Below are 21,382 nucleotides of genomic sequence, written 5' to 3'. Positions count from 1 at the left end.
TCTGTCCCTGCAATGATGAGGGGATGATCGATCACGAGGTGCTCGACGCGGGGCTCGGCGACGCGGACGACGACGACTTCGACATGGACGAAGAGCCGGATGCGCAGCTTCCCGAGCACCGCTATCTCGACCGCGAACTGAGCTGGCTGGCGTTCAACCAGCGGGTGCTCGAGCTGGCCGAGGACCCGAACCTGCCGCTCCTCGAGCGCGCGAACTTCCTCGCGATCTTCGCGAGCAACCTCGACGAGTTCTTCATGGTCCGCGTCGCCGGCCTCAAGCGCCGCATCGTGACCGGCCTCGCCATCCCCACCAACGTCGGGCGGGCTCCCGCCGAAGTGCTCGCCGACATCTCCGCCGAAGCGCACCGGCTGCAGCTGCGCCACGCCGACGCGTGGATGCGGCTCATCAAGCCCGAGCTCGCCGGAGCCGGTGTCGACGTGCTGAGGTACGACGCCCTCGACGAGGACGATCGCGCCGCGCTGTACGAGTACTTCCAGGCGCAGGTCTTCCCGGTGCTGATGCCGCTCGCGGTCGACCCCGCCCACCCCTTCCCCTACATCTCCGGACTCTCGCTCAACCTCGCGATCCGCATCCGCAACGCCCGCACCGGACGCCAGGAGTTCGCGCGGCTCAAGGTGCCGCCGATGCTCCCCCGGTTCGTCGAGGTGCCCTCGGCCGAGGGCGTGCTGCGCTACCTGCCGCTCGAAGACCTCATCTCGAACCACCTCGACGACCTCTTCCCCGGCATGGAGGTGCTCGACCACCACGCGTTCCGCCTGACCCGCAACGAGGACGTCGCGATCGAGGAGGACGAGTCCGAGAACCTCATCCAGGCGCTCGAGGCCGAACTCCTGCGGCGCCGCTTCGGCCCGCCGATCCGGCTCGAGATCACCGACGACATGGACGACCTGACGCTGGACCTGCTCATCCGCGAGCTCGACATCACGGCGCAGGAGGTCTACCGCCTCCCCGGCCCGCTCGACCTGCGCGGACTGTTCGACCTGCGCATCGACCGGCCCGATCTCAAGTTCAAGCCGCACGTGCCCACCACCGCGATGGCGTTCCAGCCCGGCGACAACAACGAGCGGCCCGACGTCTTCGCATCGATCCGCAAGGGCGACGTGCTCGTGCACCACCCGTACGAGTCATTCGCGACGAGCGTGCAGGCGTTCCTCGACCAGGCGGCCAAAGACCCGCACGTGCTCGCGATCAAGCAGACGCTGTACCGCACCTCGGGTGACAGCCCGATCGTCGAGGCGCTGATCGACGCCGCCGAGGCCGGCAAGCAGGTGCTCGCGCTCGTCGAGATCAAGGCGCGCTTCGACGAGGCGAACAACATCCTGTGGGCACGCAAGCTCGAGAAGGCCGGCGTGCACGTCGTTTACGGCCTGGTCGGCCTGAAGACGCACTGCAAGCTCGCGCTCGTCATCCGCGAGGAGGGCGGCGTGCTGCGCAGCTACAGCCACATCGGCACCGGCAACTACAACCCCAAGACCAGCCGCATCTACGAGGACTTCGGCCTGTTCACCGCAGACGACCAGGTCGGACGGGACCTCACGCGCCTGTTCAACGAGCTCAGCGGCTACGCCATCGAGAAGAAGTTCAAGCGCCTGCTCGTCGCTCCGCTCCACCTGCGCAAGGGCCTGCTGCGCCTGATCGACAAGGAGCGTCGCAACGCCCTCGCCGGACGCACGGCCAGCGTGCGCATCAAGGTCAACTCGATGGTCGACGAGCAGATCATCGACGCCCTCTACCGCGCGAGCCAGGCCGGCGTGAAGGTCGACGTGTGGGTGCGCGGCATCTGCTCGCTCAAGCCGGGCGTTCCCGGCATGAGCGAGAACATCCGAGTGCGGAGCATCCTGGGCCGCTACCTCGAGCACTCGCGCATCTTCTCGTTCCACAACGACGGCGACCGGCAGGTCTACATCGGCAGCGCCGACATGATGCACCGCAATCTCGATCGCCGCGTCGAGGCGCTCGTGCGGGTCGTCGCACCCGGTCACCTCAAGGAGCTCCACGACTTCTTCGACCTGGCGATGAGCGACTCGTCGAGCTCGTGGCACCTCGGCCCCGACGGCGAGTGGATCCGCCACAACGTCGGCGACGACGGCCATCTCCTCGTCGATGTGCAGGACCGCACCATGACCAACGTGCAGCGCCGTCGGCGGGCACGCGCGGTGCGATGACGGAGACCGCGGTCTATGCCGCGGGCGGAGTCGTCTGGCGCATGGTGGACGGAAAACTGCGCGTGCTGCTCATCCACCGCACCCGCTATCGCGATGTGACGCTTCCCAAAGGAAAGGTCGATCCCGGCGAGATGCTCGCCGAGACGGCGGTGCGCGAGATCTTCGAGGAGACCGGCATCCGTGTCGCCCTCGGCATGCCCGTCGGCGTCTCCCGCTACCGGCTGCCCAGCAAGCGCACCAAGATCGTGCACTACTGGTCGGCGGAGGCGACGGAGGCCGCGATCCGCGCGTCCGCGTTCGTGCCGAACAAGGAGATCGCCGCGATCGAGTGGGTGACGGCGAAGAAGGCTCGCTCGCGCCTCAGCTATCCGGTCGACCTCGAGATCCTCGAGCACTTCCTGCAGCTCGTCGACGAGGGAGTCCTGCGCACCTTCCCCATCATCGTGCTGCGCCACGCCAAGGCGCTCGGGCGCGAGGAGTGGGACGGGGAGGATGCCGCGCGCCCGCTCGCCCCCCGTGGCAAGAAGCAGGCGAACTCGATCGTCGGTCCGCTGCTCGCCTTCGGCGCGCGCAAGATCGTCTCGAGCCCCGCTGTACGGTGCATGAAGACGGTCACGCCTCTCGCCGCCGCGCTGGGGCGCAAGGTCGAGAAGTCCTCCCTCATCAGCCAGGACGCCTGGGAGGAAGGCGAGTCCGACGCGCGCACGATCATCGGTCAGCGCGTGCGCGGCCGCAAGGCGGCCGTGCTGTGCAGCCACGGGCCGGTGCTGCCCGACATCCTGTCCGAGCTCGCGCTCGCCACGGGGACGCTGCGCGGGTCGTACCTCGGCAGCGCATCGGCGCTCGAGCCGGGCGCGTTCTCGGTGGCGCACCTGTCCGTCGAGAACCCCGGATCCGGCATCGTCGCGATCGAGACCCACATACCCAAGGTCTGAGCGCGAGCCGAACACCCCGCGAAGGTGAACGAGCGTGCATCCCCGTGCATGGATGTCGGTGCTCCGTTCACCTCCCGTTCACCATCCCAGCGCAGTCTCTTAAGAGTCCGAGCCTACGTTTCAGTGCGAGCCCTGCACCGGGTTCACTACCCGAAGCCCGACCCCGGGCCTCATTCCCTGACACGTGAAGGATTCACACAGTGAAGATCTCCCGCATCGCCCAGGTGGGCGCTGTCGCCGCAGTCGCGGCCCTCGCCCTCGCCGGCTGCGCGTCCAACGAGACGCCCTCCGGCGGCTCCTCGGGCGAGCCCACCGTCTCCGACCTCTCCGGCGCGATCGCCGGTGGCGGCGCCTCGTCGCAGGAGGTCGCGGTCGCCGCATGGACCGCCGGCTTCCAGATCGCCAACCCCGAGGTCGACGTGACCTACGACCCCGCCGGTTCCGGCGCGGGCCGCGAGTCGTTCCAGGCGGGCGCGTTCCCGTTCGCTGGTTCCGACCGCGCCTTCAAGATCGAGGAGATCGAGGCCGGTCCGTTCGACGGCTGCGTCGAGGGCACGGACATCATCGAGCTCCCCACCTACATCTCCCCCATCGCCGTCATCTTCAACATCGAGGGCGTCGACTCGCTCAACCTGGACGCCGACACCATCGCGGGCCTGTTCTCGGGTGAGATCGCCAACTGGAACGACCCGGCCATCGCCGCGCTGAACGAGGGCGTCGAGCTTCCCGATCTGGCCGTGACGCCGGTGCACCGCGCCGACGACTCGGGCACGACCGAGAACTTCACCGATTACCTCTTCCAGGCCGCGCCCGAGGCGTGGACGGCGGAGCCGGACGGCGTGTGGCCGCTCAGCACCGGTGAGGCCGCTCAGGGCACGTCGGGCGTCGTCTCGGCCGTCGCCGGCGGCAACGGCACGGTCGGCTACGCCGACGCCTCGCGCGCCGCCGAGGAGGGCCTCTCGACCGCCGCCGTCAAGGTGGGCGACGAGTTCGTCACCTACTCCCCCGAGGCCGCCGCGGCCGTCGTCGACGCCTCGCCGTTCGAAGAGGGCCGCACCCCGGGCGACCTCGCGATCTCGCTCGACCGCACGTCGGCCGAGGAGGGCGTGTACCCGATCGTGCTCGTGAGCTACATGATCGCGTGCGAGGAGTACATCGACGCCGCGGTCGCTCCGGTCGTCAAGGGCTACCTCCAGTACGTCGCCAGCCCCGAGGGCCAGGATGCCGCGGCCGCAGCCGCCGGAAACGCGCCGATCTCGGACTCGCTGCGCGAGCAGGTCAACGCGGCGATCGATCTGATCGTCGTCGAGTAATACCCCGAGACCCGGTCCGGCAGTCGCCGGGCCGGGTCTCACCCCTCACGACCCGAACCAGAAGGACACCATGACGACGACGACCGCCCCGGCGGCCACGGTCAAGCAGCGGCCCGGCGACCGCTGGTTCTCGGGCACGGCGCTCGCGGCCGGCTCCATGATCCTCGTGACGCTCGCAGCCGTCGCGATCTTCCTCATCGTCCAGTCGATCCCGGGGTTGACCGCGACCAGCGATACCGCGTCGCTCCTCACCTCGAACTTCTGGGACTACGTCTGGCCCCTCGCGTTCGGCACCGTCTGGGCCTCGTTCCTCGCGCTCCTCATGGCCGTGCCGCTCGCCGTCGCGGTGGCGCTCTTCATCTCGCACTACGCTCCGCGCCGCCTCGCGCAGGGTCTCGGCTACATCGTCGACCTGCTGGCGGCGGTTCCCTCGGTCGTCTTCGGCCTCTGGGGCATCATGGTGCTCGCGCCCGCGGTGCAACCCGTCTATGCGTGGCTCAACGCCAACATGGGCTGGTTCCCCCTCTTCGGCGGCACCGTCTCGGCGACCGGCCGTACGATCTTCACCGCGGCCATCGTTCTCGCCGTCATGGTCGTCCCGATCATCACCGCCATCTGCCGCGAGATCTTCCTGCAGACGCCGGTCCTCCACGAAGAGGCGGCGCTCGCGCTCGGCGCCACCCGCTGGGAGATGATCCGCATGGCCGTCTTCCCCTTCGGCCGCAGCGGCATCGTCTCGGCCTCGATGCTGGGCCTGGGCCGCGCACTCGGCGAGACCATGGCCGTCGCCATGGTGCTCTCCGCCACCGGCGTGATCACCTTCCAGCTCTTCACGTCCGAGAACCCCAGCACGATCCCCGCGAACATCGCGCTGACGTTCCCCGAGGCGTACGGAACGAACATCAACGTCCTCATCGCCACGGGCCTCATCCTCTTCATCGTCACCTTCGCCGTGAACGCGATCGCCCGCTGGATCGTCAGCCGGCGCAAGGAATTCTCGGGAGCCAACTGACATGACCATCGTGACTGCTCCCCCTTCGCAGGAGACTCCGCCGCCGGTGCTGCGCGAGCACCAGCGGCTCACCAGTGGCCACCTTCCGACGTGGTCCCCCTGGGGCATCCTCATCGCCAGCGGCGTGCTGACGGCTCTCATCTTCGGCGTGCTGGCCATGGCGGACGGCTCCGAGTTCAGCATCGCCGGCTGGGCCGTCGTCACCGCGCTCGCCTACCTTGTGTTCATCACGCTGATCTCCAGTGTCGTCGAGGGGCGCCGCAAGGGCGTCGACCGCCTCGTCACCGGCGTCGTCACGGTCGCCTTCGGCATCGCGATGGTGCCGCTCGTCTCGGTCGCCTGGACCGTGCTGGTCAACGGCATCGCGGGCCTGTCGGCGGAGTTCTTCAGCAGCTCGATGCGCAACGTGGTCGGCGAAGGCGGCGGCGCGCTGCATGCCATCGTCGGCACGCTCCTCATCACGCTCGCGGCCGCCGTCATCTCGATCCCGATCGGCATCTTCACGGCGATCTACCTCGTCGAGTACGGCGCGGGCAAGCGTCTGGCGCAGGGCATCACATTCCTCGTCGACGTGATGACCGGCATCCCCTCGATCGTGGCCGGCCTGTTCGCCTACGCCCTCTTCGCGCTGTTCCTCGGCCCCGGCATCCGCATGGGGATCATGGGATCCATCGCCCTCTCGGTTCTGATGATCCCGGTCGTGGTGCGCTCGAGCGAGGAGATGCTGCGCCTCGTGCCGAACGAGCTGCGCGAGGCCGCCTACGCGCTGGGCGTGCCGAAGTGGCTGACGATCTCGAAGGTCGTCCTCCCGACCTCGATCGCCGGCATCACGACGGGCGTCATGCTCTCCATCTCACGGGTGATCGGCGAGACGGCGCCGCTGCTGCTGACGGCGGGCGTCGCGACATCCATGAACTACAACCTGTTCGAGGGCCGCATGATGACCCTGCCCGTGTTCGCGTACACGCAGTACATGTACGCAGGCATCCCGGTGCAGGCGTACCACGACCGGGCCTGGGCCGCCGCGCTGGTGCTCATCGTCATCGTCATGGTCCTCAACCTGATCGCGCGTCTGGTCGCGAAGATCTTCTCCCCCAAGCTGGGCCGCTGAGCGGCCCCGAAAACTTCCCGAAGCGAAATCAGAGGAATCGTGTCCAAGAGCATCGAAGTCAACGACCTGAACGTCTACTACGGCGACTTCCTGGCCGTCGAGGGCGTCTCGCTCGACATCGAGCCCCGCAGCGTCACGGCCTTCATCGGCCCGTCGGGCTGCGGTAAGTCGACCTTCCTGCGCACGCTGAACCGCATGCACGAGGTCATCCCCGGCGCTCGCGTCGAGGGCTCGGTGCTGCTCGACGGCGACGACCTGTACGGTCCGAGCGTCGACCCGGTGCTCGTGCGGCGTCAGGTGGGCATGGTCTTCCAGCGCCCGAACCCGTTCCCCACGATGTCGATCCGCGAGAACGTGCTGGCCGGCGTCAAGCTGAACAACAAGCGCATCTCGAAGTCCGACAGCGATGCCCTCGTCGAGAAGTCGCTCAAGGGCGCGAACCTGTGGAACGAGGTGAAGGACCGCCTCGACAAGCCGGGGTCCGGCCTTTCGGGCGGCCAGCAGCAGCGCCTGTGCATCGCCCGAGCGATCGCCGTCTCGCCCGAGGTCATCCTCATGGACGAGCCCTGCTCGGCCCTGGACCCGATCTCGACGTACGCGATCGAGGAGCTCATCGGCGAACTGAAGAACGACTACACGGTCGTCATCGTCACCCACAACATGCAGCAGGCCTCGCGTGTGAGCGACAAGACGGCGTTCTTCAACATCGCCGGCACCGGCAAGCCCGGCAAGCTGATCGAGTACGACGACACCAGGTCGATCTTCACGACCCCCACGGTGCAGGCCACCGAAGACTACGTCTCGGGCCGCTTCGGATAAGCCCGATCCACACCTCGCGAAGACCTCTGCCTCCGGGCGGAGGTCTTCGCGGTTCAGGCGACGTGCGTGGTGCTTCCGGTGGCCAGCGCGTGGAGCGTGTCGACCAGTGAGCGGGGGTCGGATGCGGCATCCCACCCGCTCGAGACGAGCTGCTGATAGCCGATGACCGCCGACACGATGATGACGGCGCGGCGGCGTGCCTCGTCGGGTGCGACGCCGGATGCCTGCACCAGCGAGGCGAGATACGCGACGCGTCGCTCGGTCACGGCCGAGACGAAGTCCCGCACCGGGCCCGTCGCATCCGCGTAGAGCGTGCGCTCCCCCGAGCGCTGGCCCGTGCGGTGTGCGATCAGCTCGAGCAGGCCGCCCAGTCTCGCCGATGCCGGCTCGATGCGCTCGACCTCGGCGATGAGGTGCTCGGTCTCGAGCTCGCGCCAGCGCTCGAGGACGGCGTCGACGAGCGCGCGCCGGTCGGCGAAGTGCCAGTAGAACGAGCCCTTCGTCGCGCCGACGGCGCGGGCGACGGGTTCGACGGCGACGGCGGTGATGCCGTCTGCGCTGAATCGCTCGTACGCCGCGGCGATCCAGTCTTCGCGCGTGAGCCTTGCCATGTCCGTACCGTACCGTATAGTCTCACTCCTGGACTCCATACGGAGGCGTATGGCTCACTGGGGAGGCGTCATGAGACAACCGACGTTCTGGTCGCTCGCGCTGGCCGACATCAGCGACCCCGACTACACCCACGTCTGGATCGACGTGCTCCCGGCGCACGCCACGGCGGACCCGGCCGCCTGGGCGCGCAACCTCTTCTCCCGCACGGCGCTCCCGCGCTGGCTCGCCGGCGCGATCGTGGTCGGCTCGCTGCTCCGACGCGAACGCCGCCGGTGCGACGTGTTCGCGGTGCGGCGCGTCGAAGGCGAGGAGGCCCTCGTCGCGGTCGACGCCCGCCGCGTCGACATGCGCGTCGGCGTCGGAGTCGACGAGGAGCGCGCGCTCGTGCGCGTCGTGACCGCCATGCGGTTCAAAGGGCGCGGGGCACGTCTGTGGTCGCTGCCGCTGCGCCTGTCGCTCGCCGTGCTCATGCGCGGCATGATCGCGCGGGCTCGACGCGAGCTCTCCGGTGTGACTCGCTGAACCCGCTCCCGCTGCCGATTCAGGTGCGCGGGCTGAGGAGGTAGTCGTTGAAGGATGCCGTCAGCTCGCGATCGATCGGCACCTCGACGCCGTCGATGGCCGAGATCGGCGCCGCCAGACGCACGCTCGACAGCAGCCACGCGGCATCCGCCTCCGCCAGCGCGGTGACGGGGATCGTCTCGTACGCGGTGGCGTGGCCGAGCGCCGCGAGGTGCTCGAACAGGCTCAGCTGGGTCGTGCCGTGGAGGATGCCGGCGTTCGGCGCAGGCGTCACGAACCGGTCGGCCACGCGCAGGACGAGCGACGCCGTCGGCGCCTCCAGGACGAAGCCGTCGGAGGTCACGAAGACGGCGTCGTCGGCGCCGCGCCGCCGCGCCTCGCGGATCGCCGCCATGTTGACCGCGTACGACAGCGTCTTCGCGCCGAGCAGCAGCCACGGCGCCCGCGCAGGCGTGTCGATCGCGTAGCCGCGGTCGAGGGTGACGACCCGCACACCGTGCTCGCGGACCGCCGAGTTGTCGGCGGCCTGCGCCGCCGTCGCCCACGCCGTGGGCGCGGGGCCGTGCTCGACGCCCCGGCTGAGGATGAGCTTGATCACACCCTCCCCCGCCGCCGGACAGTGGGCAGCGGCGGCGGCGACCGCCTGGCGCCACTGCTCGAGATGCGGAGCAGGCAGGTCGCACAGCGCCGCAGAGTGAGCCAGGCGCTCGAGATGCGCCGTCACCTCCTGCGGATGCCCGTCGACGACGCCGATCGACTCGAAGATGCCGTCGCCGCGCTGCGTGCTCAGCTCCCCCACGCTCAGCGCCGGGGCCTCCGGATCGATCTCGCGGAAGGTCGTCGCGAAATCGGTACGGGGATCATCGGATGCCGCGGGCTCGAGCACGAGCGCGTAACGCCAGGTCATGGCACGAGCCTAGGCCTTCCGGGAATGCCGGAGCCGCCCGCTCGGTTACACTGGATCGGCCGGGCCGCAGTAACCCCGGGCTCCATCTTCTGCCGCTCCGAGCGGCTCCGCGCCGAGAGGCGTTCTGCGGCCCGGCTTCATCGTTCCCGGGCTCAGGTCAAGGCTTCGCGGCGCCACAGCGCCGCGCACGCGGAGAGGTCGGCGGCGTAGTCCGAGAGCCGCAGCGCCCGGGTCGTGAACGCCGAGGCGCGCTCGGGCTCGGTCGCGTCGTAGTCGTCGGCGAGATGCGTCGCCCCCGCTGCCTGGACACGGCAGAACGCGGCCGCGCGGTCGAGCGCGACGGCGAAGTCACCCTCGAACAGTCCGCGCAGGATCTGGTCGACGAGTGCGACGAGCTCCTCCGGCCCTGCGGGGGTCGGAGCACCGGCGACCACCTCGTCGACCGACGCGAGCTCAGCGCGACCGCGTTCGTACAGCAGCGCGGCCGTGCGCGGGTCATCGTGGATCGAGAGCTGCACGAGATACAGCCGCCACAGCGCACCCGGCAGCGTCTTCGCCGGCGAGCGCGACCACAGTTCGGCGATGTCGTCGATGCCGTTGTCGTGCGTGAACGCGACGAGGCGGTCGACGACTTCACCGTCGGGGTCGGCACGCACGCGCGCGAGCAGCGCGTGCGCCGTGGAGTGCGCGACCCGCGAGACTTCGGCGGGGTCCTCGGCGGCGAACAGTCGATCGAACAGCTCCGCGGGCCGGCGCACCGGCTTGTGGAACCCTCTGGACTCGTCGCTCACCCCGTCAAGGCTACCGGGCGCTCGGCACGAGTGGCCGGTCGGTCTTCGGCGGCGCGAGAGGAGGGGATGTCACGGAAGGAGGATGGGCACGCGGCATCCGATCCTCCGCTCGCCACATCTCCTCCCTTCGCGACGGCCTCTCCCGTCGCCGCGCGCTGGGCGGCCTCCCACGGCAGGCACACGGGTCAGACCTGGTTGATGCGGATGTGGTTGCCCGACGGGTCGCGGAATGCGCAGTCGCGCGGGCCCCAAGACTGCTCGATGGGCTCCTGAAGCACCTCTGCTCCGAACGCGCGCAGTCGCTCGAACGTCGCGTCGATGTCGGTGGTCGAGAAGACGTAGGGCCCCGGGCCCGATCCCTTCACCACGAGCCGCTTCAGCGCGTCGCCGTCCTCGGGCGAGCGGCCCGCCTCCGGATCGGACACCACGAGCGAGAGGCCCTCCTGGCCGGCGAGGCCGAAGCTCACCCACCGGTGACCGTCGTAGGCGACGTCGTTGACGATCTCGAGTCCGAGACCATCCCGGTAGAACGGGATCGCGGCCTCGACGTCGTCGACCGTGATGGGGCAGTACGCGAGAGAGATGCTGGTCATGGAAGCCAGGCTAGGGGAGCACGTCCGCAGTCGCTTCTCCGATCCTGCTCCATCGTCGTCCGGTTGCTCAGCGGCGCGGACGAGTGAGGATCTTCGCGACGCACAGCGGCATCGCCTCGGCGGCATCGTGCGGCCGCGATCTGTACGAGCTCGGGGTCTCACCGACGATCTCGGTGAACGTCGAGCTGAACGAGCCCAGCGACGTCGCACCCACCGCAGTGCAGGCATCCGTCACCGACGTCCCCGCTCGCAGCAGCGCCATCGCCCGCTCGATGCGTCGGGTCATGAGGTACGCGTAGGGCGTCTCGCCGTAGGCCGCCTTGAACTCGCGCGAGAAGTGCGCGGGCGACATGAGTGCCTTCGCCGCCATGGTCGGGACGTCGAGCGGTTCGGCGTAGTCGCGGTCCATCAGGTCGCGCGCGCGTCGAAGGTGCACGAGGGTCTCTGTCGTCTGCGGGGCGGGTGCCACGCCTCCACGCTACCGGCGGGGGCGGCCCGTCTACCTCACGCGGTGGGGATCTGGACGATCGGGTCCGACGTCGGCTGGCCGTCGGGCGACCCGCCCTGCGGCTCGACGGTCACCGCGATGACGTCACCGGGCTCCACGGTGCCCTCGAGAACAGCGGTCGACTCGCCGGTCTCCGTCGGCTCGAAGGTGCCCGCCGAGACCGCCGCGCCATCGCGCACGAACCACAGTTCGAAGCTCTCGTCGTCGGCGATCTCGGGCAGCCCCGCCGACACGAGCACCGCCTTGCCGACGGACTCCGACCAGTGCGCCGTCATCGTGCCGCCGTCGTCGAGCTCGGCCGTGACCGACTGGGAATCGGGTGCTGCCTCGATCTCCTGGAGCGCGACGACCTCGGGCGATCGATTGACGACCTCGTTGATCGACGCTGCGCCGAAGCCCAGCACGACCAGGACGACGATCGACGCGGCGAGCGTGAGCAGACCGCGCGTCCAGTTGCGGCGCGAGATCGCCTGGATGGTCGCGGTCGTCGGCGCAGGGTCCACGGCCGGCGATTCAGCGGGAGAGTCGGATGCCTCGGCCTTCGCCTCGGCGGCGGTGGGCCAGGCCTCGGCCGTGGCTGCATCCGCCGCCGCGAGGTCGGGAAGCTGCGGCATGGTGGCGATGCGGGAGAGCAGCGTCGAACGCAGGGTCAGCGGCGGAGCGGCGTCAGGGATGCTGTCGGCGAGCGCGGTCGCCGTCGCGGCATCCGACTCGACCCAGTGGTCCCACTCGGGATGCGCCGCTCGCGCCTCGTCGAAGGTGCGACGGTCGGCGGGCGAAAGTGCGTCGAGCGCGAAGCCGGACGCCAGTTCGGCGAACTCCTTCTCGTCCATCACGCGGTCACCCCCATCTCAGCCCGCAGGCGGGACAAGCCGTCCCGCATCCTCGTCTTGATCGTTCCCAGCGGCGCACCCACGAGCGCCGCGATCTCGCTCTGACTGTAACCCCCGAAATACGCCAGGGTGAGGGCCTCCCGCTGCACGTCGGGCAGCGCGGTGAGCGCTGCCGTGACCTTCTCGCCTTCGATGCGGAGCTCGACCTGTTCGGCCACCCCGTCATGCGCGACGTCGAGGTCGCGGAAGCCCGCACGGACATCGCGATCGGTGCTCGCCTGTGCCGACCGCACGCGGTCGACGGCCCGGCGATGTGCGATCGTGAGCACCCAGGACCTTCCCTGGCCTCTGTTCGGAGTGAAGCGCGAGGCGGATTGCCACACTTCGAGGAACACCTCCTGCAGCACTTCCTCGCTCTGTGCCCGGTTGACCAGGACCCGCAGGATGAGTCCGAACACGCGCGGAGAGATGAGGTCGTAGAGGCGTGCGAAGGCCGTCTCGTCGCCGCCGGCGACGCGCTGCAGCAGCTCACCGACATGGTCGACCGGTTCGGCGCCGTCCTCCGGCACGTCGATCCCGTCGATCACCATGAGAACCAGCATGCCCTACTCGTCGCCGGGTCCCGGAATCGCTCGATCCCGATCCGGTTCCAATCCGTTCCTCGCCAGCCTCCGAAGAGCCCGTGTCGCCGCTCCTGCGGCGCAACCCCGCACCGCGGGGCCAGCAAATCACGGTCCGCACCGGACCTCAACAGGAGGAAGCCATGTCCCGCATCACCAAGAAGCGCGTCTCAGCCGGTCTCGCCCTCGCGCTCGCCGCCACCTTCGCGCTGTCGGCCTGCTCTATGGGCGGAAGCGCTGAGCCGGCGGATGAACCCTCGACCCCCGCGATGGAGGAGTCGGAAGCACCCATGGAGGAGATGGACCCCGCGGCGAACCTCGTCGGGCCCGGCTGCGAGGCCTACGCCGAGGCAGTGCCGGACGGCGACGGCTCCGTCGCAGGCATGGCTCAGGACCCGGTCGCCACCGCCGCCTCCAACAACCCGCTCCTCACGACGCTCGTCGCCGCGGTGAGCGGACAGCTCAACCCCGAGGTCGACCTCGTCGACACGCTCAACGGCGACGAGTTCACGGTGTTCGCACCCGTGGATGAGGCCTTCGCGGCCATCGACCCCGCCACGATCGAGGCGCTCAAGACCGACACCGCGACGCTGACGTCGATTCTGACGTACCACGTGGTCCCCGGCCAGGTCGCCCCGGCCGACATCGCCGGCATGCACACGACCGTGCAGGGCGCGGACCTCGAGGTCACGGGCTCCGGCGACGAGCTCATGGTGAACGGCGCCAACGTCATCTGCGGCGGAGTGCAGACGGCGAACGCGACGGTCTACCTCATCGACGCGGTGCTGATGCCTCCGGCACAGTAACCGACCAGCCGGCTTCGGCCGGCGAGCGGCGTGGCCGCCGGTGCCTGGCGAGGGGCACCGGCGGCCTCGTCGTGTCCCGCACATGCACGTGCCCCGGGCACGCGTCAAGACTGTCGTGCGGGAACGCGCGGGAGCGTATCGTCGGTGGTCGCTCGGCCCGACGATCCATGCCCGTCGACAGCGAGGCCGGCGGGGAGGACCATGTCGGACCTGCGTGAAGCCGGCGAACTGTCGACCGGTGAGATCCTCGGCCACCGATACGTGCTCAAGGAGCGCATCGGCGAAGGCGGGATGGCGCGCGTCTACCGAGCCGACGACGAAGCACTCGGACGCACGGTCGCGATCAAGGTGCTGCGCGGCGTCGACGCGATCGGATCGGTGGACCGCGCCAGAACCGAGACGACGCTCCTCGCCGCACTCAATCACCACGGCCTGGTCACCCTGTTCGATGCGCATATCGCCGACCAAGGCCCCAACTACCTCGTGATGGAGTACGTCGAAGGGATCACTCTGCGCGAGCGCATCGCGCAGGGGCCGCTCCCGCCGACCGAGACGGCATCGATCGCCGTCGACCTGGCGGAGGCTCTGCACGTGGCGCACTCCTCCGACATCGTCCACCGGGATATCAAGCCCTCGAACGTGCTGCTGTGGAAGTCACCGCTGCCCGGACGCGAATGGCGCGCGAAGCTCGCGGACTTCGGGATCGCCCACCTGCTCGACTCGGCGCGCGTGACGACCCCGGGCATGATCGTCGGGACGGTCGCGTACGTCGCGCCGGAGCAGGCGCGCGGCGACGCGCCCGCTCCCCCGGCCGACATCTACGCGCTCGGGCTGCTGCTGATCGAGGCTCTCACCGGCGAGCGGCCGTTCGCCGACGCAGAGGGCATCGGCGCCGTGATGGCCCGGCTGGCGGCACCGCCCCAGGTGCCGGAATCGTTGGCACCCGAGTGGCGAGGGCTGCTTCGCGGCATGACCGCGATGATGCCCGGTGATCGTCCGACCGCCCTGGAGGTGGCCATCACCGCCGAGCGTCTGGCGCTCGGAGTCGCGCCGCTGCCCGCCGCGATGGCCGAGCAGGCGACGCAGGCCGCACCCGTGGTGGAGACCGGCCCGACACGCGCACTCCCTGCCATCGCGGCCAGCGCCACGGGCCCGACCGCGCTGCTGCCACCGCCGATTCCCGGTGCCGCACCGCCGACGTCGGGCACCGCGGTCCCGCGCCCCGCAGGAACCGACGATCGGCGTCGACGGACGGTCCTGATCGCCATCGTCGTCGCCGCGGTGCTCGCCATCGGGGCGGTGACCGCGTCACTGTGGTGGTCGACGCGCGCGGGCGCCGGAGACACGCCCGAGCCCGTGCCGAGCGTCGTCGACACGCCCCAGCCGAGCGAGACGCCCGTCGACGAGCCGGCACCGCAACCCAGCGACGGCGGCACGGACAACAGCGGTTCCGGGAACGGGAACGGGAACAGCGGCCCGGGCAACAACAACGGCAACGGCGGTGGGAACGGGAACGGCAACGGGAACGGCAACGGCAACGGCCCCTGAGCGGTGCGCTCACGTATTCGACTCCATCGCGCGTGAGCGCCAGTTATCACCCCCGCGTTCCAACGTGACGATCGCATGGCAGTTGCGGCACCGCACGTCGCACTTGGCGATCTCCTCGGAGAGCTTCCGAATGCTGAACCCGTCCTTCACCATCGCCATGACCTCGTTGCGCTTGGCACTGCCCGGTCGATGGTCGAAGTCCAGGACGCGAAGATCGGCCAACCCACAGTCGATGCACGGGTGCTCGCGCAGATAGGCGACGAGGAACTCCTTCGCCTCCCTGCGCCGCCTCGCCGTCCGCTCGACGACGATGCGCACGTGCTGCTCCCGATTGCGGGCGTAGTACTCCCTCGAAGATGCACGATTGCACTCTCGGCAGACTTCCTGGAGCCCATCCGCCCGTGCCGCCTTTCGGTTGAAATCCGCGAGTGGCTTAGACTTCCGACAGGTGCCGCAGAGTCTTGTCATGTCGCTCGGGCTCCTCCCGCCCCCGTAGCTCAGAGGCAGAGCAACCGGCTTTTAACCGGTGGGTCGAGATATCGTAATTCTCCGGGGGCACACCGTTTCTACCCCCCGCTCCCGACATTGCCGGCGGTCAGATCAGGGCGGAGCGAGCCGTGCGCCGAGCGTGCGCCGTCAGATCCGCTCCCCGCCGTGCGAGGAACTGCTCGAGACGACCCGGGTCGATCCGCCCGATCTCGCGCAGCGCGACGCCGACGTTGTTCTGCACGTACGCCTCGGGGTCGGCCGCGAGCAGCTCGCACAGCGCGAGCGGATCGTCGAGATCGCCCGCGCGGATGATCCAGAACGCCGCGGTGATCGCCGCCCGCCTGTGCCATCGGTCGGTGGAGCGCGCGAGCTCGAACAGCACATCGCGCGGACGGTCCAGGAGGTACCACCCGATCACCCGCGGCGCCGACCTGTCGATGAGGTCCCACGTGTCGATGCGGTCGATCCGCCGCATCCACAGCTCGTAGAGCGCCTGCCGGTCCGCGCCCTTACGCCGCGCCCGGAAGTCGAGAATCGACACCGCGACCATCCGCAACTCGTAGGCGTCGGAGTCCAACAGCCGATCGACCTCGGCCAGCGGCATCCGCTCGAAGTCCTTCGCGATGTCGAAGACCGTGCCCATGCGCACGCCGATGACCTCGGTGCGGTCGTCCGTCAGGCGCTTGCGCGTCCTGACGGCCTCGTCGACGGATGCCGCAGCCTCGAGCCGGGCACGGACCGCGGCCGCGGTCGGCTCAGGCATCGCCGAGCGTCCGCGACATCTCGAGCTCGCGGCCGTTCTGGCCGTCGATGGTCCGTCCGGTGGCCGTGAAGCCCAGCCGGGTGTACGCGGCGCGGGCGCGGGCGTTCTCCTCGTGGACGTCGAGGAACAGGATGCCGCAGCCCTGCGCGCCCGCCCACGCGGCACCCGCGTCGATCAGCCGCGCGAGGATGCCGCGACCGCGATGCTGCGGAGCGACGTAGACGGCGACGAGCAGCGCGGTCCCCGCCTCACGGACGCGTCCGAAGTAGTCGGGCAGAGCCGGCTCGGGCACGAGGATCGTCGCCGTTCCCACCCACGCGGATCCGAGTTCCGCGACGAACTGGGCCGTCGACGAGGTCAGCGCGGCGCCGACGGCGCGTTCGTCCCAGAACGAACCCGGTCGTGCGGCCGCGGATTCGTAGGTGTCGAGGAAGGCGATCCCGGCCGCAGCATCCTGCAGCGCCTCGAGCCGCAGCGCGCGCAGCCGCTCCCCTTCGGTCGCGAGCACACGACGGACGCGGACCGGGGCGTCAGACACCGGAGGCCGCGAGCTCGGCGCCGGCGTGGGCGAGCTCGGCGAGCGCGGCGTCGCTCGATTCGGCCGCGACTCCCGCGACGAGGTCGGTCAGGATCCGCACGTGGCGGCCGTGCTCGATCGCGTCGAGCGCCGATGCCCGCACACAGTAGTCGGTCGCGATGCCGGCGATGTCGACGTCGACCACGCCGTGCACTTCGAGCAGGTGCGCCACCGTCTCGCCGTCGTCGGTCGTTCCTTCGAAGAGCGAGTAGGCCGGGCGGCCCTGGCCCTTCTTGACGTGGTGGGTCACCGCGGCGGTGTCGAGTGCGGGGTCGTACTCGGCGCCCTCGGTGCCGCTCACGCAGTGCACGGGCCACGAGTCGATGAAGTCGGGCTCCGGGTGGAAGTGCCCGCCGTTGTCGTTGTGCGCGTCGTGCCAGTCGCGGGAGGCCACGATCACGGCGTAGTCCTCGGCGTGCGTCGCGAGGAACCCGGTGATCCGCTCGGCCACGGCGTCTCCGCCTTCGACGCCGAGCGCACCGCCCTCGGTGAAGTCGTTCTGGACGTCGACGATGAACAGCGCCTTGCTCATGAGTCGAGCGTACGCCTGTACTCCTCCCGGGTGAGTGGATGCCCGTCCTCGGCGACCAGCTCGCTCGAGTCTTCGGCTGCGGGGCCGCGGGGCGCGGCATCCGCCGTCTTCTCCACGCCGTCGCGCCACAGCCTGGACGGCCACCAGATCGCCCGTCCGATGTCGTACGAGAGCGCCGGCACCAGGAGGGAGCGCACGACGAACGTGTCCAGCAGGACGCCGAAGGCGACGATGAACGCGATCTGGGCGAGGAAGAGGATCGGGATGACCCCGAGTGCGGCGAAGGTCGCGGCGAGCACGAGGCCGGCCGAAGTGATGACGCCGCCCGTGGCCACGAGTCCGCGCAGGATGCCGCGCCTGGTGCCGTGCACGAGGGACTCCTCGCGCACCCTCGACATCAGGAAGATGTTGTAGTCCACTCCCAGCGCCACGAGGAAGACGAACCCGTACAGGGGCACAGCGGGGTCTGCGCCGGGGAAGGCGAAGACGCCGTCGAAGACGAGCGCGGCGACGCCGAGCGCCGTCGCGAACGAGAGGATCACCGTCGCGATCAGCACCACGGGCGCGAGGATCGAACGCAGCAGCAGCATCAGGATCAGCAGGATCACGGCGAGGATCACCGGGATGATCACCGTGCGGTCGCGGATCGACGTGTCGTTCGAATCGATGTCGGTCGCCGTCTCGCCGCCGACGATCGCCGTCCCCGCGCCGAGCGCCTCATCGAGGTCGGTGCGCAGCTCGCGGACGGTGTCCTCCGCAGCGACGGAGTCGGCGGCGTCGGTGAGCGTCCCGATCACGAGGACATCACCTGCCGACACGGTCGGCGTGGGGGCGGGAGTTCCCGGCGCGCCGACCGCCGTGAACACCGGCTCGCCGCTCTCGAGCTCGACGCTCGCCTGACCCGTGGGCGAGTCCTCGGACGCCACGGCCACCGATTCGATCCCGTCGCTGCCGTCGAGCACCTCGACGGCTCCGGCGAGCTCCTCTTCGGGGACGATCACATACACAGGGCTGCCGGAACCGGCCGGGAAGTGCTCGGCCAGGACCGCCTGACCGTCGCGCGCCTCGGACTGCCCGAGCACCAGGTCGCTCGAGGGGACCCCATCGGCCTTCAGCTGGGTGATGCCCAAGGCGCCGACCAGCAGGACGACGGTGCAGATCACCCAGACGGCGCGCGCGTGGCGGGCGATGAACCGCGCCTGGCGCGGCCAGAGACCCTTCACGGGCTGCGTGAGGTCGTCGGGGATCGTGGCGATCGGCGCCTTCGGGATGAACGGCCAGAACGCCGCGCGCCCGAACAGCGCGAGCAGCGCGGGAAGGAAGGTCAAGGCGGACAGCACCGAGAACGCGATGCCGATCGAGGCGATCGGGCCGAGCGCGCGGTTCGTCGCGAGGTCGGAGAGCAGGAGACAGAGGAGTCCCGCGATGACGGTGCCGCCTGAGGCCAGGATGGGCTCGAACGATCCGCGCCACGCGCGGACCGTGGCATCCCACCGTCTGTCACCGTCGGCGACGGCCTCGCGGAACCGCGCCACGTAGAGCAGCGCGTAGTCGGTCGCGGCACCGATCACGAGGATGAAGAGGATTCCCTGCACCTGCCCGTTGAGCACGAAGATGCCTGCGTAGGCGAGCCACCAGACCGTGAGCAGCGCGACGCACAGGGCGAAGACCGAGGTCAGCAGCACGAGTACGGGCAGCAGCGGCGAGCGGTAGACGATCACCAGGATCACGAAGACCGCGATGAGCGCGACGGCGAGGAGCAGCCCGTCGATCCCGAGGAATCCGGCGACGAGATCGGCGGTGAAGCCCGCCGGCCCGGTGACCCAGCCCTCGAGAGGGCTGGCGAGATCGTCGTCCACGAGGGTGCGGATCTCGTCGACGATCTCGGCGACCTCGCCCGAGGCGTCGACCGGCACGAACAGCTGAGCCGCTTCACCGTCCTCCGAGACGATCGCGGGCGACACGCCCTCGAGCACGCCGGGGACCTCGGCGATGTCGTCGGCCAGCGTCTGGACGTCGGCCAGCTGGTCCTCGGTGAGCTCGCCGTCGCCCGTGACGACCACCACCGCCGGGATGCTGTCGTCCCCGAGGAAGTCCGGCAGGCGCTCGTTCACCTGCGTCGCGTCGGCGCTCTCCGGAAGGAACGACGAGCGGTCGTTGGAGGAGACCTGATCGACCTTCCCGAAATAGGGTCCGCCGATCGATCCGACAACGAGCCACACCAGCACGAGGAGAGCGGGGATTCCGATCCGGAGCCAGCGGGTGGGCGTACTCCGGGCGTGGTGGGGGGTAGCCATATCGCTAGCTTAGCTAGCGAAATGGCCGCACCGCGACGTCCATATGCTGAGAGCGATGATTTCCGCACTGCTCGCGCTCGTCGGCGCCCTCATCTACGGGGCGGCCGACTTCCTCGGTGGCCTGGCAGCCAAGCGACTGAGGTCGATCGTCGTCACTGCGGTCACGGCCGTCTCCGGACTCCTCGCGCTCGCGATCGTGCAGCCGTTCATCGGCGGGACGTGGACACTGGAAGACCTCGCCTGGGGCGTGCTCGCCGGCGGGTTCGGCGCGCTCGCGATCGTCCTGCTCTACGCGTGCCTCGCGATCGGGCCGATGAGCATCCTGTCGCCGCTGACCGCCGTGGTCTCCGCCATCGCGCCGATGCTGTGGGGCCTGCTCGTCGACGGCGAGACCCTCTCCCCCGTCGCCTACGCCGGCCTCGCCGTCGCGGTGGTGGCCGTCGTGTTGGTCGGGTTCATCCCCGGCGAGAAAGTCGTGCGGCCCCGCATCGGAGGCCTGCTGATGGCCGTGGGAGCCGGCGTCGCGATCGGCGGATTCCTCATCGTGATCGATCAGACCTCGAGCACCAGCGGCCTCGTGCCGCTGATTCTGAGCCGATCGACCACCTTCGTCGTCGCCGGCATCGCGGTCGGAGTGCTGGTGCTGGCGGCGGTCCGGCGCGGGCGGGGCGCGGCATCCGTCCTCACTCCTGGCGTCGGAATCGGCGTCACCCCCACGGGCCACGCCGACCTCGAGCACGCCGACGCGACGCACCCCACCCCGGTGCCCTCCGTCGCACAGGCGTGGCTGCTCGCAGCGACGTGCGGGATCGTGGACGCCGCCGCCAATGCGCTCACGCTGCTCGCGCTGCGTGGCGGCGACCTCTCGATCGTGTCAGCGCTGACCGCCCTGTATCCGGCGGGGACGATCCTGCTGGCGGCCGTCGTGCTGCGCGAGCGGGTTGCGGGCGTGCAGTGGGCAGGTCTCGCACTCGCGCTCGTGGCCGGCGGGATGCTGGCCCTCGGGTGACGTCGCCGAGCGGAGCGCTCAGCCGCGGGCGAAGAGCAAGACGCCCGAGACGACGATCGCGAGCACGCCGATGCCGATGAGCCCGCCTGCCAGGTAGGCGACCGCGCGCACGGCCGGGGATCCCTGCGTGAGGCGCATGCGCCCGCGCGCGCCCCGACGGTAGAAGATGTCGGCCATGTCCTTGCCGGCGAGCTCGTGCTCCTGCTCGTGCGACAGGTGGGCTTCGTTCACCCCGCCGTCCTCGTCGAACCAGCGCACCATGCGGCCGTGCTCGGAGTCCTCGATGACACCGCGTGCGGGCAGCCAGGTGCCGTCGAGGAGGTACATGATGAGCGCGATTCCGGCGACCAGTGCCCCGACGGCGAAGCCGACCCAGGAGAAGATCTCCACCAGGGCGTCGATCGCGGAATCCATCGGCTCCTCATCCTGAGCGGATACGGAAAACGGCCGCCGCGGGCGGCCGTCTCCGGTTCGAGCCACCTAAGGGAATCGAACCCTTGACCTATTCATTACGAGTGAATCGCTCTGCCGACTGAGCTAAGGTGGCGCGCTTCGCTTGCGCGATGCACGATCAACGATCTTACAGGGTCACGGGAGCG

At 69.7% G+C, this 21,382-nt stretch carries 23 protein-coding genes and 2 tRNA genes; 11 read left to right on the top strand and 14 right to left on the bottom strand.

The window, feature by feature from the left end; all coding sequences use genetic code 11:
- The first annotated feature begins 23 nt into the window (after window positions 1–23).
- The 6 genes from ASD93_RS02645 (at window position 24) to pstB (ending at window position 7,376) form a co-directional block, all read left to right on the top strand.
- Entirely contained in the window at window positions 24–2,186 is a 2,163-nt protein-coding gene (locus ASD93_RS02645) for an RNA degradosome polyphosphate kinase (protein ID WP_056118264.1), read from the top strand.
- Window positions 2,183–3,121, top strand: coding sequence for an NUDIX hydrolase (locus ASD93_RS02640; RefSeq protein WP_056118262.1), 939 nt, complete (start codon window positions 2,183–2,185; stop codon window positions 3,119–3,121). The genes ASD93_RS02645 and ASD93_RS02640 overlap by 4 nt, the downstream gene beginning before the upstream one ends.
- Window positions 3,122–3,321: 200 nt before the next feature.
- Complete coding sequence (locus tag ASD93_RS02635; protein WP_056118259.1) at window positions 3,322–4,434, top strand: phosphate ABC transporter substrate-binding protein PstS; 1,113 nt, start codon at window positions 3,322–3,324, stop codon at window positions 4,432–4,434.
- A 70-nt stretch (window positions 4,435–4,504) separates the two neighbouring features.
- The gene (gene pstC, locus ASD93_RS02630; RefSeq protein ID WP_056118258.1) at window positions 4,505–5,446 is read left to right on the top strand and encodes a phosphate ABC transporter permease subunit PstC; all 942 of its coding nucleotides are present in this window, start codon (window positions 4,505–4,507) and stop codon (window positions 5,444–5,446) included.
- Window position 5,447: 1 nt separating this feature from the next.
- Window positions 5,448–6,557 (top strand): phosphate ABC transporter permease PstA, encoded by a 1,110-nt coding sequence (gene pstA / locus ASD93_RS02625; RefSeq protein ID WP_082569122.1) that lies wholly within the window; start codon window positions 5,448–5,450, stop codon window positions 6,555–6,557.
- 39 nt (window positions 6,558–6,596) lie between these two features.
- Window positions 6,597–7,376, top strand: coding sequence for a phosphate ABC transporter ATP-binding protein PstB (gene pstB, locus ASD93_RS02620; RefSeq protein ID WP_056118256.1), 780 nt, complete (start codon window positions 6,597–6,599; stop codon window positions 7,374–7,376).
- Between the two features lie 53 nt (window positions 7,377–7,429).
- On the opposite strand, the gene ASD93_RS02615 is transcribed toward pstB, so the two are convergent.
- Window positions 7,430–7,987: a TetR/AcrR family transcriptional regulator gene (locus ASD93_RS02615; protein WP_056118253.1), complete on the bottom strand. Its 558-nt coding sequence runs from the start codon at window positions 7,985–7,987 to the stop codon at window positions 7,430–7,432.
- A gap of 70 nt (window positions 7,988–8,057) precedes the next feature.
- Here ASD93_RS02615 and ASD93_RS02610 point away from each other — a divergent pair, with 70 nt between their 5' ends.
- Window positions 8,058–8,510: a DUF2867 domain-containing protein gene (locus ASD93_RS02610; RefSeq protein ID WP_157536845.1), complete on the top strand. Its 453-nt coding sequence runs from the start codon at window positions 8,058–8,060 to the stop codon at window positions 8,508–8,510.
- A 19-nt stretch (window positions 8,511–8,529) separates the two neighbouring features.
- Here the strand turns inward: ASD93_RS02610 and ASD93_RS02605 are convergent, their stop codons facing one another.
- The 6 genes from ASD93_RS02605 to sigK all read right to left on the bottom strand — a co-directional run bounded on the left by ASD93_RS02605 (window position 8,530) and on the right by sigK (window position 12,744).
- On the bottom strand, window positions 8,530–9,417 hold the full coding sequence (locus ASD93_RS02605) for an aminodeoxychorismate lyase (protein ID WP_056118248.1): 888 nt from the start codon (window positions 9,415–9,417) through the stop codon (window positions 8,530–8,532).
- Window positions 9,418–9,569: 152 nt separating this feature from the next.
- On the bottom strand, window positions 9,570–10,208 hold the full coding sequence (locus ASD93_RS02600) for a hypothetical protein (RefSeq protein WP_056118246.1): 639 nt from the start codon (window positions 10,206–10,208) through the stop codon (window positions 9,570–9,572).
- Window positions 10,209–10,393: 185 nt separating this feature from the next.
- Window positions 10,394–10,801 carry a VOC family protein gene (locus tag ASD93_RS02595; protein WP_056118244.1) on the bottom strand — a complete coding sequence of 136 codons (408 nt, stop codon included), beginning with the start codon at window positions 10,799–10,801 and terminating at the stop codon, window positions 10,394–10,396.
- 67 nt (window positions 10,802–10,868) lie between these two features.
- Window positions 10,869–11,210: a helix-turn-helix transcriptional regulator gene (locus ASD93_RS02590; RefSeq protein WP_056119141.1), complete on the bottom strand. Its 342-nt coding sequence runs from the start codon at window positions 11,208–11,210 to the stop codon at window positions 10,869–10,871.
- Between the two features lie 95 nt (window positions 11,211–11,305).
- On the bottom strand, window positions 11,306–12,142 hold the full coding sequence (locus ASD93_RS02585; protein WP_056119139.1) for an anti-sigma factor domain-containing protein: 837 nt from the start codon (window positions 12,140–12,142) through the stop codon (window positions 11,306–11,308).
- Window positions 12,142–12,744, bottom strand: a complete 603-nt coding sequence (sigK, locus tag ASD93_RS02580) for an ECF RNA polymerase sigma factor SigK (RefSeq protein WP_200950570.1) — start codon at window positions 12,742–12,744, stop codon at window positions 12,142–12,144. The genes ASD93_RS02585 and sigK overlap by 1 nt, the downstream gene beginning before the upstream one ends.
- Window positions 12,745–12,905: 161 nt before the next feature.
- Between sigK and ASD93_RS02575 the strand changes: the two genes are divergently transcribed.
- Entirely contained in the window at window positions 12,906–13,568 is a 663-nt protein-coding gene (locus tag ASD93_RS02575) for a fasciclin domain-containing protein (RefSeq protein WP_056118242.1), read from the top strand.
- 201 nt (window positions 13,569–13,769) lie between these two features.
- Window positions 13,770–15,116 carry a serine/threonine-protein kinase gene (locus ASD93_RS02570; protein WP_056118240.1) on the top strand — a complete coding sequence of 449 codons (1,347 nt, stop codon included), beginning with the start codon at window positions 13,770–13,772 and terminating at the stop codon, window positions 15,114–15,116.
- A gap of 9 nt (window positions 15,117–15,125) precedes the next feature.
- On the opposite strand, the gene ASD93_RS02565 is transcribed toward ASD93_RS02570, so the two are convergent.
- Window positions 15,126–15,434 carry a hypothetical protein gene (locus ASD93_RS02565; protein ID WP_056118238.1) on the bottom strand — a complete coding sequence of 103 codons (309 nt, stop codon included), beginning with the start codon at window positions 15,432–15,434 and terminating at the stop codon, window positions 15,126–15,128.
- Between the two features lie 168 nt (window positions 15,435–15,602).
- On the opposite strand from ASD93_RS02565, the gene ASD93_RS02560 reads away from it, so the two are divergent.
- A tRNA-Lys gene (locus tag ASD93_RS02560) sits at window positions 15,603–15,674 on the top strand.
- 37 nt (window positions 15,675–15,711) lie between these two features.
- Here the strand turns inward: ASD93_RS02560 and ASD93_RS02555 are convergent.
- The 4 genes from ASD93_RS02555 to ASD93_RS02540 are packed head-to-tail and all read right to left on the bottom strand — an operon-like array spanning window position 15,712 to window position 19,774.
- Window positions 15,712–16,368, bottom strand: coding sequence for a DNA alkylation repair protein (locus tag ASD93_RS02555; RefSeq protein ID WP_056118236.1), 657 nt, complete (start codon window positions 16,366–16,368; stop codon window positions 15,712–15,714).
- Window positions 16,361–16,906 carry a GNAT family N-acetyltransferase gene (locus tag ASD93_RS02550; RefSeq protein ID WP_200950569.1) on the bottom strand — a complete coding sequence of 182 codons (546 nt, stop codon included), beginning with the start codon at window positions 16,904–16,906 and terminating at the stop codon, window positions 16,361–16,363. Before ASD93_RS02550 ends, ASD93_RS02555 begins: the two co-directional genes overlap by 8 nt.
- Window positions 16,899–17,477: an isochorismatase family protein gene (locus tag ASD93_RS02545; RefSeq protein WP_056118234.1), complete on the bottom strand. Its 579-nt coding sequence runs from the start codon at window positions 17,475–17,477 to the stop codon at window positions 16,899–16,901. Before ASD93_RS02545 ends, ASD93_RS02550 begins: the two co-directional genes overlap by 8 nt.
- On the bottom strand, window positions 17,474–19,774 hold the full coding sequence (locus tag ASD93_RS02540; protein ID WP_056118233.1) for an MMPL family transporter: 2,301 nt from the start codon (window positions 19,772–19,774) through the stop codon (window positions 17,474–17,476). Before ASD93_RS02540 ends, ASD93_RS02545 begins: the two co-directional genes overlap by 4 nt.
- A gap of 55 nt (window positions 19,775–19,829) precedes the next feature.
- On the opposite strand from ASD93_RS02540, the gene ASD93_RS02535 reads away from it, so the two are divergent.
- A complete protein-coding gene (locus ASD93_RS02535) occupies window positions 19,830–20,783 on the top strand; it encodes an EamA family transporter (RefSeq protein ID WP_056118231.1) in 954 nt (317 codons plus the stop codon).
- 18 nt (window positions 20,784–20,801) lie between these two features.
- Here the strand turns inward: ASD93_RS02535 and ASD93_RS02530 are convergent, their stop codons facing one another.
- Window positions 20,802–21,197 (bottom strand): hypothetical protein, encoded by a 396-nt coding sequence (locus ASD93_RS02530; protein WP_056118229.1) that lies wholly within the window; start codon window positions 21,195–21,197, stop codon window positions 20,802–20,804.
- Window positions 21,198–21,257: 60 nt separating this feature from the next.
- Window positions 21,258–21,330, bottom strand: a tRNA-Thr gene (locus ASD93_RS02525).
- Between the last annotated feature and the right edge of the window lie 52 nt (window positions 21,331–21,382).

The organism is Microbacterium sp. Root180 (assembly GCF_001428485.1).
Taxonomy (GTDB): domain Bacteria; phylum Actinomycetota; class Actinomycetes; order Actinomycetales; family Microbacteriaceae; genus Microbacterium.
The sequence above is the reverse complement of the archived record's forward strand: the minus strand, read 5'-3'. Positions and strand labels throughout refer to the sequence as shown.

Coding starts and splice junctions, on each gene's coding strand:
- ASD93_RS02645 (WP_056118264.1), top strand. CDS start 24: ATGATCGATCACGAGGTGCTCGACGCGGGGCTCGGCGACGCGGACGAC.
- ASD93_RS02640 (WP_056118262.1), top strand. CDS start 2,183: ATGACGGAGACCGCGGTCTATGCCGCGGGCGGAGTCGTCTGGCGCATG.
- pstC (WP_056118258.1), top strand. CDS start 4,505: ATGACGACGACGACCGCCCCGGCGGCCACGGTCAAGCAGCGGCCCGGC.
- pstA (WP_082569122.1), top strand. CDS start 5,448: ATGACCATCGTGACTGCTCCCCCTTCGCAGGAGACTCCGCCGCCGGTG.
- ASD93_RS02615 (WP_056118253.1), bottom strand. CDS start 7,987: ATGGCAAGGCTCACGCGCGAAGACTGGATCGCCGCGGCGTACGAGCGA.
- ASD93_RS02610 (WP_157536845.1), top strand. CDS start 8,058: ATGAGACAACCGACGTTCTGGTCGCTCGCGCTGGCCGACATCAGCGAC.
- ASD93_RS02605 (WP_056118248.1), bottom strand. CDS start 9,417: ATGACCTGGCGTTACGCGCTCGTGCTCGAGCCCGCGGCATCCGATGAT.
- ASD93_RS02595 (WP_056118244.1), bottom strand. CDS start 10,801: ATGACCAGCATCTCTCTCGCGTACTGCCCCATCACGGTCGACGACGTC.
- ASD93_RS02590 (WP_056119141.1), bottom strand. CDS start 11,210: ATGGACCGCGACTACGCCGAACCGCTCGACGTCCCGACCATGGCGGCG.
- ASD93_RS02585 (WP_056119139.1), bottom strand. CDS start 12,142: ATGGACGAGAAGGAGTTCGCCGAACTGGCGTCCGGCTTCGCGCTCGAC.
- sigK (WP_200950570.1), bottom strand. CDS start 12,744: ATGCTGGTTCTCATGGTGATCGACGGGATCGACGTGCCGGAGGACGGC.
- ASD93_RS02575 (WP_056118242.1), top strand. CDS start 12,906: ATGTCCCGCATCACCAAGAAGCGCGTCTCAGCCGGTCTCGCCCTCGCG.
- ASD93_RS02570 (WP_056118240.1), top strand. CDS start 13,770: ATGTCGGACCTGCGTGAAGCCGGCGAACTGTCGACCGGTGAGATCCTC.
- ASD93_RS02555 (WP_056118236.1), bottom strand. CDS start 16,368: ATGCCTGAGCCGACCGCGGCCGCGGTCCGTGCCCGGCTCGAGGCTGCG.
- ASD93_RS02545 (WP_056118234.1), bottom strand. CDS start 17,477: ATGAGCAAGGCGCTGTTCATCGTCGACGTCCAGAACGACTTCACCGAG.
- ASD93_RS02540 (WP_056118233.1), bottom strand. CDS start 19,774: ATGGCTACCCCCCACCACGCCCGGAGTACGCCCACCCGCTGGCTCCGG.
- ASD93_RS02535 (WP_056118231.1), top strand. CDS start 19,830: ATGATTTCCGCACTGCTCGCGCTCGTCGGCGCCCTCATCTACGGGGCG.
- ASD93_RS02530 (WP_056118229.1), bottom strand. CDS start 21,197: ATGGATTCCGCGATCGACGCCCTGGTGGAGATCTTCTCCTGGGTCGGC.